Origin of the sequence: Paenibacillus sp. FSL R5-0810 (assembly GCF_038002285.1) — a bacterium.
Lineage (GTDB): Bacteria > Bacillota > Bacilli > Paenibacillales > Paenibacillaceae > Paenibacillus_AQ > Paenibacillus_AQ lactis.
In genome coordinates this window covers 6134254-6147253 of the sequence record NZ_JBBOCF010000001.1, presented here as the reverse complement: position 1 = coordinate 6147253, position 13000 = coordinate 6134254, and the positions used below count along the sequence as shown (strand labels likewise).

Genomic DNA, 13000 nt, shown 5'->3' with positions numbered 1-13000 from the left:
AGACACTCTCTCCCGAAATTTGTTTTCTCTTTTCATAACCCGATATGTTGCTTGTTGAATCAGAATGCAGCAAATGCGGCGAAGCTAATTTATGGGAATTCGCAGATCCTGCTGCACCCGCTGCAAGCCCTATGCGTTACCAATCCGTATCGGGGAAGCATGCATCCCCTGATCTTCCGATTCCCAAGGAATATAACGGGACAAGAGCTGCTCCACGCAGCTGAATTTGACCGGCTTGCTCAGGTACTCGTCCATCCCGGCCTCCTGGCAGCGCTTCTGGATTCCGTCCATCACATTAGCGGTCATGGCCACAAGCACCGGACGGTCCTCTTCTGAACATAACCCCCGGATCTGACGTGCCGCTTCAAGGCCGTCCATGACGGGCATTTGCAAATCCATAAAGATCAAATCATAGGAGGTCTTGGAGCTGGCCGCGAGGTCGACAGCCTGCTTGCCGTTCTCTGCCATATCTGCACGAAGGCCCATCTTGCCAAGCATGCTGTCCATCAGCTTGCGATTTATCGGATGGTCGTCCACGATCATAATTCTGGGTTGATTTACTCCGCGCACTCTGTACTTTGAGTTCTGCTGCTCTTCCCGCAAACGGTGGTTATCCTCCTCATGCGCACGGACACAAATGGTAAACACAAAGGTCGCCCCTTGTTCCTCCTTGGATTCCACGACGATTTGGCCGCCCATCATTTGAACCAGCGATTTGCAGATGGCCAGACCCAATCCGGTGCCGCCGTATCTGCGGGTCATCGAGGAATCCAGCTGGGAGAACGGTTGGAATAAGCGGTCCATCTTCTCGGCGGAAATTCCGATTCCCGTATCCTTCAAAGTAAACTGAAGCGTCAACTGGTCCCCCTCAGCCTGGGTGAGCGACACGACCAGATAGACGCCGCCTTCATTCGTAAATTTCACGGCATTGGAGACGAGATTGATCAGGACCTGACGCAGACGTCCCATATCGCCGAAAACCATCGATGGAATGGAATCTTCAATGTAATAGGAAAGCTCCAGACTTTTCTTGGCCGCTTCACCGGAGAACAGGCCGAACACTTCCTGTACGCAGGAATGAAGATCAAACGGATATTCCTCCAGCTCCATCTTGCCGGATTCCATTTTGGAGAAGTCGAGAATATCGTTAATGATGGCAACCAGCGAGTCCGCGCTTTTCCGGATAATCGTTGCATACTCCCGCTGCTCCTCCTCCAGATCGGTATCCATCAGCAAATCGATCATGCCAATGACGCCGTTCATCGGCGTGCGGATCTCATGGCTCATCATGGCCAGAAATTCCGTCTTGGCTTTGGCTGCGATTTCGGCCTCTTCCTTGGCCTTGATCAGTTCTTGATTGATTTTTTCAAGCTCCTGCGTCTTCTGATGCAGCTGCATCGACTGAATCTTCAGCCGCTTATTCGTCTGATACATATCGACAAAGCCCTCGATCTTCGATTTCAAGATTTGAGGGATAAACGGCTTCACCATATAATCGATGGCGCCGGCGGAATAACCGGCAAACAAATGCTCCGCTTCCTTGCTGTTAGCGGAAATGAATATGATCGGGATATCCTTCGTCTTGTCTCTCGCCTTAATCAGTCTTGCGGTTTCGATCCCGTCCATGCCCGGCATTTGGACATCGAGTACAATAACGGCAAAATCATACTTCAACAAGTACCTCAAAGCCTCTTCCCCCGAGGTTGCTTTAACCAGCGTATACTGTTCGCTGTCCAGAACAGCCTCAAGGGCAAGCAGGTTTTCAGGACGATCATCAACCAGCAATATATGAATCGGTTCGTGAAACCCCATGGAATCCTCCTAGAAAAGCTTTCTAATTAATCTTCCGGTAAATTTTTTCGACTCGATCCAGCGCCTCGTACGAATCGCTATAATCCGTGAAATGAATGGACTCCTTCGCTCCGAGAACCAGAATCCCGAAGTGGCTCAGGCTTTCATGGAAGAGTCCGTGTACATGATTCCGAAGCTCGTCGTTGAAGTAGATCATGACATTGCGGCAAAAGATCACATTGAATTCATTAAAGGAGCGATCCGTTGCCAGGTTATGTTCTGCAAAAATCATGTTCTTCTTCAGGAAAGGTTGAAAAATAACCGAATTGTATTTCGCTGTATAGTATTCGGAGAACGAACGGGTACCGCCCGCCTCCATATAATTCTTCGTATACTGCTTCATCCGTCTAATGTCGAACACGCCTTCTTTGGCCTGCTGAAGGGAACGGGAATTCATGTCCGTCGCATAGATCCGGGACTTCTCGAACAGCCCTTCTTCGTGAAGAAGAATCGCCATCGAATAAACTTCCTCGCCCGTCGAGCAGCCCGCATGCCATATCCGAATGTACGGATACGTGCGAAGCAGCGGGACGACCTTTTGCCTGAACGTCAGGAACAAATTCGGGTCCCGGAACATCTCCGTTACCGGGATCGACAGATTATATACCAACCGCTGGAAGCATTCGCGGTCATGAAGCACTTTATTCTGGAGCGCCGATATGGTCTGTACGCCCTCCGCATGGACATGATGCCAAATTCTCCGGCGGAGGGAGGGGATGGCATAGTTGCGGAAGTCATAGCCGTAAAAGCGATGGATGCCTTCCAGCAGCAGCTCGATCTCGATCTGCTCCAGCTCCTTGCCGTTATCTTCTCTCCATATTTCTGATTCAGTATGGTCCTTAGATGACATTACCCTCTGCACCGCTTTCCAAATGTTTATAGAGGTTGTTCAAAGTGCTGAAAAAACCGGCTCTTTGAACGCAGACTTCTATGCTATTTGTTCATTACCCATAAAAGCCGTTTACGAATACAGCCAAACCCGCATCAACGACAGAAGCTGCTCGGTTTGAATCGGCTTCTTCATATAATCGGACGCTCCCGCCTCAATGCATTTCGCCCGATCCTCCTTCATCGCCTTAGCTGTCAGGGCAATAATCGGGAGCTTCTCGAACACAGGCATTTCCCGCAGACGGCGCATCGCTTCGTAGCCATCCATCTCCGGCATCATCATATCCATCAAGACCAGATCGTAATCCGGATTCTCCTGAAGCAGCTCGATCGCTTCGCGGCCGTTCTCGGCAAACGTCACATCCATGTTGTATCCTTCAAGCACGCTGGAGAGGGCAAAAACATTCCGGATATCATCATCTACGAGCAAAATCTTCTTGCCTTCAAACAGCTCTTCCTTATTATGAAGCTTCTGCAATATTTTCCGTTTGTCCTCCGGCAGATCAGCCTCTACCCGGTGCAGGAACAGCGTTGTTTCGTCCAGAAGCCGTTCAGGCGACTTCACATCCTTGATAATAATCGATTCTGCGTATTTCCGGAGCTGCAATTCTTCCTTCGAATCCAGATCCTTACCGGTGTATATAATGATCGGGAGATCCGTCAGATCCTCGTCGTCACGAATTTGATCCAGCAGTTCAAAGCCCGTCATATCCGTCAGCATCAAATCCAGCACCATGCAATCATATCGCTTCTTCCGCAGCTCGCTGAGCGCCTCGGCCCCTGTGGATACAGCCGTTATGGACACGTCATCGTGGCCGATCAGCTCGATGATCGAATTGCGCTGAACGTCGTTATCCTCGACGATGAGCAGATGCTTCATCGATTTCTCCGTATACGATTCGATATGCGTAAATGCGTTCTCGAGCGCTTCACGGGACGATGGCTTCTTCAGATAAGCGATGGCGCCCATCATAAGCCCCTGCTTGACTTCATCCACGACCGAAATGACATGCACCGGGATATGGCGGGTCTCAGCCGAGCTCTTCAGTTCGCCAAGGACAGACCACCCGTCGATGACCGGAAGCTGGATATCTAGGATGATGGCATCCGGCTTATACGACTTGGCCATCTGCAGGCCGATGTCGCCCTGTAAGGCAACCAAGCCTTTGAAGCCGCGGCCTCTGGCCATATCCAGCAAAATATTCGCAAACTTGATATCATCCTCAATAATAAGGAGCACCTTGTCGGTCGGTCCTAAATTCGTTCGGTCGTCGTCAACCTGGACTGCTGGCCTAACCTCTTTGGCTACAAGCTTCGCTTTCGGCATTACCAATTCGGTCGTTGGCGCCTCGATCGATGCCGCTGCCTCCCCCTTACTCCGAGAGATTGCTTCAGGCAGGCGGGTCGGCAGGAACAGCGTAAAGCAGCTTCCTTGTCCCTCAGCCGATTCCAACACAATGCCGCCTCCAAGAAGCCGTGAGAGCTCCCGGCTAATCGACAGCCCCAGGCCGGTACCGCCATATTTGCGGCTTGTCGTGCCATCGACCTGCTGGAACGCTTCGAAGATCAAGTCCTGCTTGTCGGCCGGGATGCCGATTCCGGTGTCCTGCACGGAGAAAGCAATATAGTCGGCATCCGCAATCAGATTTGGCGGCAGCTGGTCTTTCTCCGCCAGCTCCACCTTCAACTCCACGGAACCGCTCGTCGTAAACTTAAATGCATTCGACAACAGATTGCGTAGAATCTGCTTCAGCCGGTGTCCGTCGGTTACGATGGATTCCGGGATTCGTTCCCCGAAGCGTACATGAAGGTCGATTTGCTTACGGGCCGCAACCGCTGCAAAGTTCTGCTCCACGAAGGTTTCGATCTCCGGCAGCTGAACCTCCTCGTAATTGATCTCCATCTTGCCGGCGTCGACTTTGGACAGGTCCAAAATTTCATCGATCATCTTAAGCAGATCGGAGCCGGACATATAGATCGTCTGGGCATATTCGATCTGTTTCTCGCTTAAATTTCCTTCCTTATTCTCGGTCAGAAGCTGAGAGAGAATAAGCAAGCTGTTCAGCGGCGTTCGAAGCTCATGGGACATATTCGCCATGAACTCGGATTTGTATTTCGTTGTCGTTGCGAGCTGCTGCGCCTGTTTCTCCAGCTGCTCGCGCGCCTTCTCGATTTCGTAGTTCTTCTCTTCGACCTGCTGCACTTGCTCTTCAAGCGCACGCGTCTTCGCTACAAGCTCGGTATTGTAGTGCTCCAGCTCTTCCTGCTGACGCTGCAGCAAATCCTCCGAGCGCTTAAGGGCCTGCGTCTGCTCCTCCAGATTTTCGTTGGTGCGGCGAAGCTCTTCCTGCTGGGTCTGAAGCTCCTCGGATTGCACCTGCAGCTCCTCCGTCATCGCCTGGGATTCCCGAAGCAGCTGTTCAACCCGCAGACGCCCCATAATATTATTCAGAATGATGCCGAGGGACTCGCTAAGCTGGGACATCAGCTGCTCCTGCAGCACCGTTCTCTCTTCAAAGGATGCCAGCTCCACAACCCCCAGCACCTCACCCTCGAACAGCAGCGGGTAAATCATAATGGAGCTTGGTTTAGCGGCGCCCCAGGCCGATTGAATATTTATATAGCTTTCAGGCGGGCTATTCAGCAAAATCGGCTTCTTATCCAGCGCCGCCTGCCCGACAAGCCCTTCTCCAACCATGAAGGCATCCTTGGGCTCCCCATCTCCTTCGTACGCGTAGGATCCTTTCATTTCCAACCGGTTGGGGTGCTTGTCCTCCTGGCGGATATAAATCGCGCCGTAATGCGCGCCAAGCACCGGCGTAAATTCACTAATGAAACGCTGCCCGACTTCTTCGAGCGAATGGATGCCCTGCAGCAGCTCCGTCATTTTGGCCATGTTCGAGTTAATCCAGGATTGATCCTGCTGGGCCTGCAAATAGGATTGCTCAATTTGCTGTTTCTCCAAAATGTCATCGGACAGTTCCTTGAATACGCGCGCCACATCGCCAAACTCATCCTTCGACGTTACCTTGATGCGGCGGATCGCCTTCAGGCGGCCTTCCCCAAAGCTCTTCAGCATCATGGATACCACATTAATGCCTCGGGTAATGCTTGGGAGGATCCAGGCTATAACCAGAAGCCCGATCAGCAGCCCGCCTGCCATAATATAGATGAAGATTTGGACCGAACGGTTATAGGCAGCCCGGGCGGCGGCAATATCGTCGGAGATTTTCATATTTTGATAGGCACTCAGCTCATTCAGGCTCGACAGAGCCTCCTCCTGGACGGTCTGCCCCGTGGTGTTGCGGAGTGTGTTCGCCTCCGCCGAGCTGCCTTTCGAGAGCAGATCCAGCGTTTTATTCTGATACACGATATAGTCATTGAGCGCCTTATCAATCCGGGTAAGGAGCTGCTGCTCCTCGGCGGTATTGACGGTTCCACTAATTGACTTGAAATATTCGAATGCTTCCTCCGTCATCGTCTCGATCTGCTGCCTTGATACGGAGAAGGTGCCTTGATCATTGCTTATGACCGCATTTGTAAGTAAACGCGCCATGTCATTGACTTCACCTCGAAGAGCGCTTGAAGTCCGAACCTTGTCATAGCGCTCATCATATATCGTATCCATCTGGCTCTTCATATAACTGACCCGGTCATATCCGATCAATGTAAGAACGAGCATAAGGGCAAGCAAGGTCGAAAAACCGATAATTAACTTGCTTCTAAGTTTCATGAATCTGTTCTCTCCCTCTCTCTAAGCGTGATCCAGACCAAACATTTATCATCCTCACGTTCCTGGGACGGATCGTCGACGAAATAGCGCTCCATGACTTCGTTCTCTCTCCAGTGATGAGGGCCGCTCAAATGCTGCTTCAGATCTTCCAGCTTCTCGTCATGCCCCCCCGGAACCTGTTCCAATATCCCGTCCGTGTACAACACCAAATGGCCGTCGCCCTCGTAATGAAGGCTTCTTGGCTCCATCTCGTCAATCCGGTCGAACAGACCGACCGGGCAGCAGCCTTGATCCAGAGTCTGGACGCTTCCATCTTCCCCAAAGAAAAGTGCGGGCGGATGACCGGCGTTTACATAGTCCACCCGCTTCAGGCGGGTATCCACCACCAGATAGATGGCCGTGAAGTAGTACTGGATCAATTGATCCTCGATATGCAGCTGGTTGAACCTGCGGTTTAATTCCTGAATGACCTTCTCCGGCTCAACATAGGTGGTCACCGTGTCCTTGAGGACCGAAGCGATGAACATGCAAAAGAGGGACGAAGTGATCCCATGCCCCATCATATCCAGCAGGATGACGCCATAGCGTCCATCTCCCAGCGGATACCACGCGTATAAATCACCGGCGAGCTCTGCCGAAGGCTGGTATAGCGCGTGAATTTCAAGCAATTCATCTTCAATCGGAGAGCTTAACACCGCGTTCTGCACCTTTGCCGCCAGCCTCAGTTCCTCCTGGACCCGCTGCTCTCTCTCAATATGCCAATCCTTCTCATGCTTCAGCCGAAGCGCGAGGCGAATACGCGCCATGAGCTCTACCTTATTGATCGGCTTGGTCACGTAATCCACGGCCCCGGCATCCAATGCCTCTGCAAGCTTCTTCGAATCGCCGACGGCGGTGACCATAATAATGGGTATATCTTTCAAATGATCGTATTGCTGGACAATACGGCAAGCTTCGATTCCGTCCATCTCCGGCATCATCATGTCTAACAGAATCAGGTCAATCCCGGCTCTTCGGGGACACTTCGCCCTTCCGTGATCTTCCAGGCCAAGATGCTCGAACATTTCAAGCGCTGAAGATGCAGATAGCGTGTCCCGATACTTCTCTTTCTTCAAGATCTCTCGAATAATAATGACGTTAGTCGGATTGTCGTCCACGATTAATATTCTCATTGTCCTCTCCTTCAACGCTCTCTGATACGAAAGAAATCTATTTTTCCTACTAGTATACTATACGAATAATCCTAATCTCTCATCTAAGAAAAAGGCTCTTCTCCATGATATTTCCATCGTCTAGCGGATGGCCATAACGTATTCTTGCAAAACACAGATAAGGAATGAGACCTCTCAAAGTCCCATTCCTTATCTATGCTTTGACCCGCTATACTTGTGCCTTCCCTCAATATCAACACAGACACCGCTTCTGCTTAGGTCAATCGTCTCTTTTGGCAACAACAAGCACTTTGCCAAGATCCAGTTGCTTCTCATAGAAAGCCGCCTCCGCCTCCGTAAATCCTAGGGATACGATTTTGGCACGCAGTTCATCGCCGCGCGAGCGGAAGAAATTCGCCACCGCATCGATTACCCCTTCCTCCTTCAAACCTACCGTGCTGGCATCCGATACGTCAGCAATCCGGTCCGTATGATTCGCATCATGAGCCAGTACATATATGCGGTCGTTATCATAACCGGACTGCCTCAGATTTTGAACCTCCTGAACGGCCAGCGTCCCGTTCTCCACCACTTTCGCATAAGACTTCGTATTTGTTGATGCCATAACGAAAACCTCCCCTATTTGATGATTTACTCGATATAATAGGTTATAGTCCAATGGTTATTAACCATAACGCTCTGCTTTGAAACACCTTTTACTCCAGATAATCGAAAAATAAATCAACGCCGGTTATTTGTCCGGTTTCACGATTCTTAAATACCTTCAGCGCACGGCCGTTGTTCAAATATACATCGCCGTCCTCCGCTTTAAAGTACGGCTTGCCCAGCGCCGTCCGGATCTGTGCCGAAGTCATTCCAACCGACCGGTCCTCAACCCGGAAGCTTTTGGCCGATGGCTTCACATGAACATACTCGGTCAAGCCACGTCGAATCCCGACTTCCATATCTTTATAATGAAACTCTGTCACTCCGCTTATAGCATCACGCTTGACCTGGTCTGGCATTCCCAGCTTGCGTATAACGTCCTGCTTGCGATCCGTCAAGGTTATGCCGTTTAACGATCCGTAGCTCTGCGGAGAGTTGTCGCTGCTGTGTGCTTGCCCGGCTTCTGCGGCATGAACGATCCCCGGGGACATGCCTGCCGTGTTCGCAGGATTCCCCGCTTCACCCCCCAAGTACATCAAAAGTCCCGCTGCTAAGACGATGACCTTCCACATGCGACCTCCTCCTTTCTTCCGCTTAACTGCTTACGTAAAAATGGCATCCTGACATCAGCGTCAGCTTATCTTGCTTTTTGGCGGCGGAAGCTGTTCCACAGCCCGATCGCAGTATCTACGTAAGCGAGCCAATTCCGGCTCTTTGACGGCTTGCTTTGCTCCTGCTGATGGTATACCGCGTCATAGGATTGCAACGTACGTTCTTCGGCCGTCAGAGGCAGATGTTTCGGCTGCTCGGCTTCCACCGGCTGCTTCTTCTCAAGCCGGGCCTGCTTGAAACGGCTGACCATGCCGGCGGATATCTGTTTAACCGCATAGGTTACCTCGCTCAGCGCTTCTCCCAGATTACGAACGGTGTCCATGACCGGGTCGATCTGCTTCATTTTGTGCTGAACATCGACCGTTATATCATTGGTGTTGCGGATCGTCTGTTTAACTTCATAGCTCAATTCGTCAATCGTGGTTCGAACCTCCTGAAGGGTTTGGGTTACTTTTTCGAGCGATTGGGTCGCTGCCTTCAACGTCTTGATCAGATAAACGACCAGGACCGCGAAAGCAACAGCAATGATCGCAACACTGATTTGGGTTAGCATGATGTACGACCTCTCCTTCCCGTATGTTGGTTTTGGTTACGCAATAGTTACCCTATCCCTCAGCCCGCGAAACAAGCTCCGGCCAGCTGCACCTTTATTCACGGGATACGGCCAAGCAGCCTTGTTTCAGCTCGGATCGCCGCGGTTAAAGAACACTACGAAGGCGGGGTGCCGCATAGAGACGATCCACGTCAGATTCCAGCCGGTCCGGATATTCGGCTTGCCGGCACCCTAAAGGAACCATATCCGACTGCTTCAAACTGTTCCAAAAATCAATTCAGAAAGCAGGGTGAATCCTTATGTTGAAATGGTCCGTAATCTTTCTGATTATTGCGCTGATCGCAGGAATCTTCGGCTTCTTCGGCATCGTAGAAGCTGCCGCCAGCATCGCGAAGGTGCTGTTCTTCATCTTCGTCGTCCTGTTTATCATTACTCTATTTACCGGACGCAGACGAAGCATGTAGTGATATCAGAAGCTCTTTGCTTACAGCTTAGACATAAAGAGGAACGGCAACCTCCTCCTCTGCACAAAAAGAAACGGGTGTCCCCCCTGCGGCCATGCTGCAGGGGGGACACCCGTTTTTAGTTCGTTATCTGGTAATGTTCCATTACACCGTCGTTGCCGCTTCCTTGGTTCCCGAAGGGGCAGGCTCTTTCGCCGGCTTCGTCTTCTTAATGAAGAAGGCCAGAATAAGCGAGGCGACAGCGATCCAAGTCGCAATGACGAAGGCGTAGTTAATGCCATATATCGTAGACTCATGGCTCAGGCGAAGAAGATCCGCCTGGTTATTCGGATCGAACGTACCGGTCTTCATCAAAGCCTCGCCATGGCTTTGAGCTTGCGTAGACATGACCGTTACGAGAATGGCTGTACCGATCGAGCCGGAAATCATACGGAGCGTGTTGGACATGGCCGTTCCGTGCGCGTTCAGGCTGCGTGGCAGCTGGTTCAGTCCGGCGGTCTGGATTGGCATCATCAGCATCGACATGCCGAACATACGGGCCGTATAGATGATCATGATCATACCGTAGGACATCGTTTCGCTTAGATTGCTGAACTCCCAAGTCGTTATGACCGTGATGGCAAGGCCGATTACGGCAAGCCACTTCGCTCCGACCCGGTCGAAGATCGCGCCGGTAATCGGGGACATAATGCCCATCAGGATCGCTCCCGGAAGCATGAGCAATCCGGATTCAACCGGAGTGAAGCCGCGGATTTGCTGCAAATAAATCGGCAGCAGAATCATACCGGCGTACATGGCCATCGTAACAATGACGTTAATGAGAGTGGTCAGCGTGAACATATTGTATCTGAAGATTCGGAACTCGAGCATCGGATCCTTGACCTTAAGCTCGCGCCACACGAACAGGATTAGCGCAACCGTACCGACGGCAAGCGTCGAAATGACCGGCGTGCTTGACCATCCGTCATTGCCAGCATCACTGAAGCCGTACAACAGGCCGCCGAACGCGAGCGTCGACAGAATGACGGCAAGCATATCCAGCTTTGGCCGGCTGACTTCCGTGACATTTTTCAGGAAGAAAATACCGATCAGCGTAGCGATCACCGAGAACGGAAGGATCATATAGAACAGAACGCGCCAATCGTAATGCTCCACGATGTAGCCGGAGAGCGTCGGACCGATTGCAGGCGCAAAGATCATCGCGATACCCATCATGCCCATCGCTTTGCCCCGGTTCTCCACCGGGAAGATGTTCAGGAACACAACTGTCATCAGCGGCATAAGAATGCCTGCACCTGCAGCCTGGACAAGACGTCCGGTCAACAGGGATGCGAAATTCGGACTGATAGCACAGACCAATGTCCCAATCGTAAACAGAAGCATCGCGCTTATAAATAATTGCCTCGTCGAAAAACGCGCGATCAAATAAGCCGTTACAGGAATAAGAACGCCGTTTACGAGCATAAAGCCGGTTGTCAGCCACTGGGCAACCGTCGGCTTAATGGCCAGATTCTCCATGATGCTGGGCAGAGCAACGTTCATTAGGGTCTGATTCAGGATGGCGACGAAAGCGCCGATCATCAGGGCTGCTATAATTGGCCCTTTCTTAACAGGTTCGCCGGGGCGAACCGCAGTATGGGTACTCATCATCGCTTCACTCTCTTTCTTAAGTAAGTTTGCACAACTACGGATTTTTCTATGTGGACAGCTTACCTTGGATATGCTCAATGTTCGCTGTTATCTTTCGGTACAAGCAGCCGAGCTGCTTAATTTCTTCATCCGTCAAAAAACCGTACAACATCTCGCTCAATTCATTCCGCTTCTTGGATAGCTGGGTAATCAGCTCACTGCCCTGCTCGGTAATTTCAAGATGCACGACTCTGCGATCCACCTGATCCCGAACACGGCGGGCAAATCCGCCATCAATCAATTTGTCCGAGATACCGGTCACGGCCCCGCAAGTAACATGAATCGAATCGGCCAAATCCGACAACCGAAGGGGGCCCTGCTCATGAAGTTTTTCCAAAGCCGTATATTGCGTCCTGCCTAGTTTAGGGAAGCCTTCCTTCTGCCATTCATTCTGAATCGTCCGAAGCATCTTCTTGAATAACATCTCCAACTCCAGGATTTCATTCCGAATCGGCATCGTCCCGCCCGCTCCTTTACCATCCAGCACCGATTGATTTAGAGCCCGGGGTCTCTCGAAACACGGCTCTCTAAATACTTTAGTACTAAAAGATTTTTTGTTAAACAATTAATGATTATAGTAGGCGAAAATACTCGTGTCAATCTTTACATATTAAATTTTCTTGGTTTTTCTGAAAAATTCCTGACATCAAAAAAGACCCAGAAGAATCGAATATGGATTCGATTTCTGGGTCTTTCGCCTATCCGCTTACTTAAACAGCGACGGTATGGACATCCAATCGAGCGAAAAATTCAGCTCCAGTCCGTCAGATAAAAACTTAACATCCTTAACGGTTACCAAATCCGGCAGATAATCCTTGATCGAGATTTCAATCGGTTCCAGCATGAACACCTTTTGAGGCACCTCGACGCCCCGGATTGTCGTGGATTGGTGATTCAGGATGAGATGGCTTCCTCTTGCCGACATTTGAAATTTCAAAACAGCACCAAAGGGCAGCACGCCATACCGGCCGTTCATTTGTGCTGTCATCACGGTGCCGTTCATTTGAAAATCGGCCCCTGTAATTTCAACGCCCAAGTCATGGGTATTCATATATTTGACCAAATTCTTTTTGCTAAGCTGCGATACTTCCTCAATACTCAGCTTCATGCGGGTGTCCCGGTCCGAAACCATCGTCATCAGCTTTTCCTTGAAATCTACGGTGCGGTACTTTAAATCAAGAGTCTGGGTAGGATATACAAACCAGACGGCAGCACCGGCTACGACAAGCAAAAGGATCAGGATGACCAGGAAAAATCGACCGGCTCTTTTTTTTCGGCGCGCCATCGCAGTCCCCCCTTTACGAAGTAAAAATATCGCTGTATAATAGGCTTCTTTCGTCTCAAAGTATATATGAAGAAGACAGGCTTGTCACTTTTTGAGCGAAAAGATCCA

11 protein-coding genes are annotated in these 13000 nt (G+C 50.8%); 1 reads left to right on the top strand and 10 read right to left on the bottom strand.

Going from position 1 to position 13000, the window contains the following annotated elements; translation table 11 throughout:
- Positions 1-129: 129 nt before the first annotated feature.
- From MKX76_RS27305 to MKX76_RS27275, 7 genes are all read right to left on the bottom strand, one after another.
- Positions 130-1812 carry a response regulator gene (locus MKX76_RS27305; protein ID WP_007131675.1) on the bottom strand — a complete coding sequence of 561 codons (1683 nt, stop codon included), beginning with the start codon at positions 1810-1812 and terminating at the stop codon, positions 130-132.
- Positions 1813-1834: 22 nt separating this feature from the next.
- Positions 1835-2701, bottom strand: a complete 867-nt coding sequence (locus tag MKX76_RS27300; RefSeq protein WP_028405770.1) for a CheR family methyltransferase — start codon at positions 2699-2701, stop codon at positions 1835-1837.
- 111 nt (positions 2702-2812) lie between these two features.
- Complete coding sequence (locus tag MKX76_RS27295; RefSeq protein ID WP_341034922.1) at positions 2813-6472, bottom strand: response regulator; 3660 nt, start codon at positions 6470-6472, stop codon at positions 2813-2815.
- Positions 6469-7644: a SpoIIE family protein phosphatase gene (locus tag MKX76_RS27290; protein ID WP_007131678.1), complete on the bottom strand. Its 1176-nt coding sequence runs from the start codon at positions 7642-7644 to the stop codon at positions 6469-6471. The genes MKX76_RS27295 and MKX76_RS27290 overlap by 4 nt, the downstream gene beginning before the upstream one ends.
- A 259-nt stretch (positions 7645-7903) precedes the next feature.
- The gene (locus MKX76_RS27285; RefSeq protein WP_007131679.1) at positions 7904-8248 is read right to left on the bottom strand and encodes a general stress protein; all 345 of its coding nucleotides are present in this window, start codon (positions 8246-8248) and stop codon (positions 7904-7906) included.
- Positions 8249-8339: 91 nt separating this feature from the next.
- Entirely contained in the window at positions 8340-8861 is a 522-nt protein-coding gene (locus MKX76_RS27280; protein WP_144870059.1) for a hypothetical protein, read from the bottom strand.
- A 65-nt stretch (positions 8862-8926) separates the two neighbouring features.
- A complete protein-coding gene (locus MKX76_RS27275; RefSeq protein WP_007131681.1) occupies positions 8927-9454 on the bottom strand; it encodes a DUF948 domain-containing protein in 528 nt (175 codons plus the stop codon).
- Between the two features lie 299 nt (positions 9455-9753).
- Here MKX76_RS27275 and MKX76_RS27270 point away from each other — a divergent pair, with 299 nt between their 5' ends.
- Complete coding sequence (locus MKX76_RS27270; RefSeq protein ID WP_007131682.1) at positions 9754-9918, top strand: DUF1328 domain-containing protein; 165 nt, start codon at positions 9754-9756, stop codon at positions 9916-9918.
- A 144-nt stretch (positions 9919-10062) separates the two neighbouring features.
- On the opposite strand, the gene MKX76_RS27265 is transcribed toward MKX76_RS27270, so the two are convergent.
- The 3 genes from MKX76_RS27265 to MKX76_RS27255 form a co-directional block, all read right to left on the bottom strand.
- Positions 10063-11565, bottom strand: a complete 1503-nt coding sequence (locus MKX76_RS27265) for a DHA2 family efflux MFS transporter permease subunit (protein WP_341035082.1) — start codon at positions 11563-11565, stop codon at positions 10063-10065.
- Between the two features lie 49 nt (positions 11566-11614).
- Positions 11615-12064, bottom strand: coding sequence for a MarR family winged helix-turn-helix transcriptional regulator (locus MKX76_RS27260; protein WP_007131684.1), 450 nt, complete (start codon positions 12062-12064; stop codon positions 11615-11617).
- A 249-nt stretch (positions 12065-12313) separates the two neighbouring features.
- Positions 12314-12892 carry a hypothetical protein gene (locus tag MKX76_RS27255; RefSeq protein ID WP_144870055.1) on the bottom strand — a complete coding sequence of 193 codons (579 nt, stop codon included), beginning with the start codon at positions 12890-12892 and terminating at the stop codon, positions 12314-12316.
- Positions 12893-13000: the final 108 nt, after the last annotated feature.

Bases quoted from the DNA above. Each gene is read 5' to 3' on its own strand.
- MKX76_RS27260 (WP_007131684.1), bottom strand. From the start codon at position 12,064: ATGCCGATTCGGAATGAAATCCTGGAGTTGGAGATGTTATTCAAGAAG.
- MKX76_RS27285 (WP_007131679.1), bottom strand. From the start codon at position 8,248: ATGGCATCAACAAATACGAAGTCTTATGCGAAAGTGGTGGAGAACGGG.
- MKX76_RS27265 (WP_341035082.1), bottom strand. From the start codon at position 11,565: ATGAGTACCCATACTGCGGTTCGCCCCGGCGAACCTGTTAAGAAAGGG.
- MKX76_RS27290 (WP_007131678.1), bottom strand. From the start codon at position 7,644: ATGAGAATATTAATCGTGGACGACAATCCGACTAACGTCATTATTATT.
- MKX76_RS27300 (WP_028405770.1), bottom strand. From the start codon at position 2,701: ATGTCATCTAAGGACCATACTGAATCAGAAATATGGAGAGAAGATAAC.
- MKX76_RS27280 (WP_144870059.1), bottom strand. From the start codon at position 8,861: ATGTGGAAGGTCATCGTCTTAGCAGCGGGACTTTTGATGTACTTGGGG.
- MKX76_RS27305 (WP_007131675.1), bottom strand. From the start codon at position 1,812: ATGGGGTTTCACGAACCGATTCATATATTGCTGGTTGATGATCGTCCT.
- MKX76_RS27270 (WP_007131682.1), top strand. From the start codon at position 9,754: ATGTTGAAATGGTCCGTAATCTTTCTGATTATTGCGCTGATCGCAGGA.
- MKX76_RS27275 (WP_007131681.1), bottom strand. From the start codon at position 9,454: ATGCTAACCCAAATCAGTGTTGCGATCATTGCTGTTGCTTTCGCGGTC.
- MKX76_RS27295 (WP_341034922.1), bottom strand. From the start codon at position 6,472: ATGAAACTTAGAAGCAAGTTAATTATCGGTTTTTCGACCTTGCTTGCC.
- MKX76_RS27255 (WP_144870055.1), bottom strand. From the start codon at position 12,892: ATGGCGCGCCGAAAAAAAAGAGCCGGTCGATTTTTCCTGGTCATCCTG.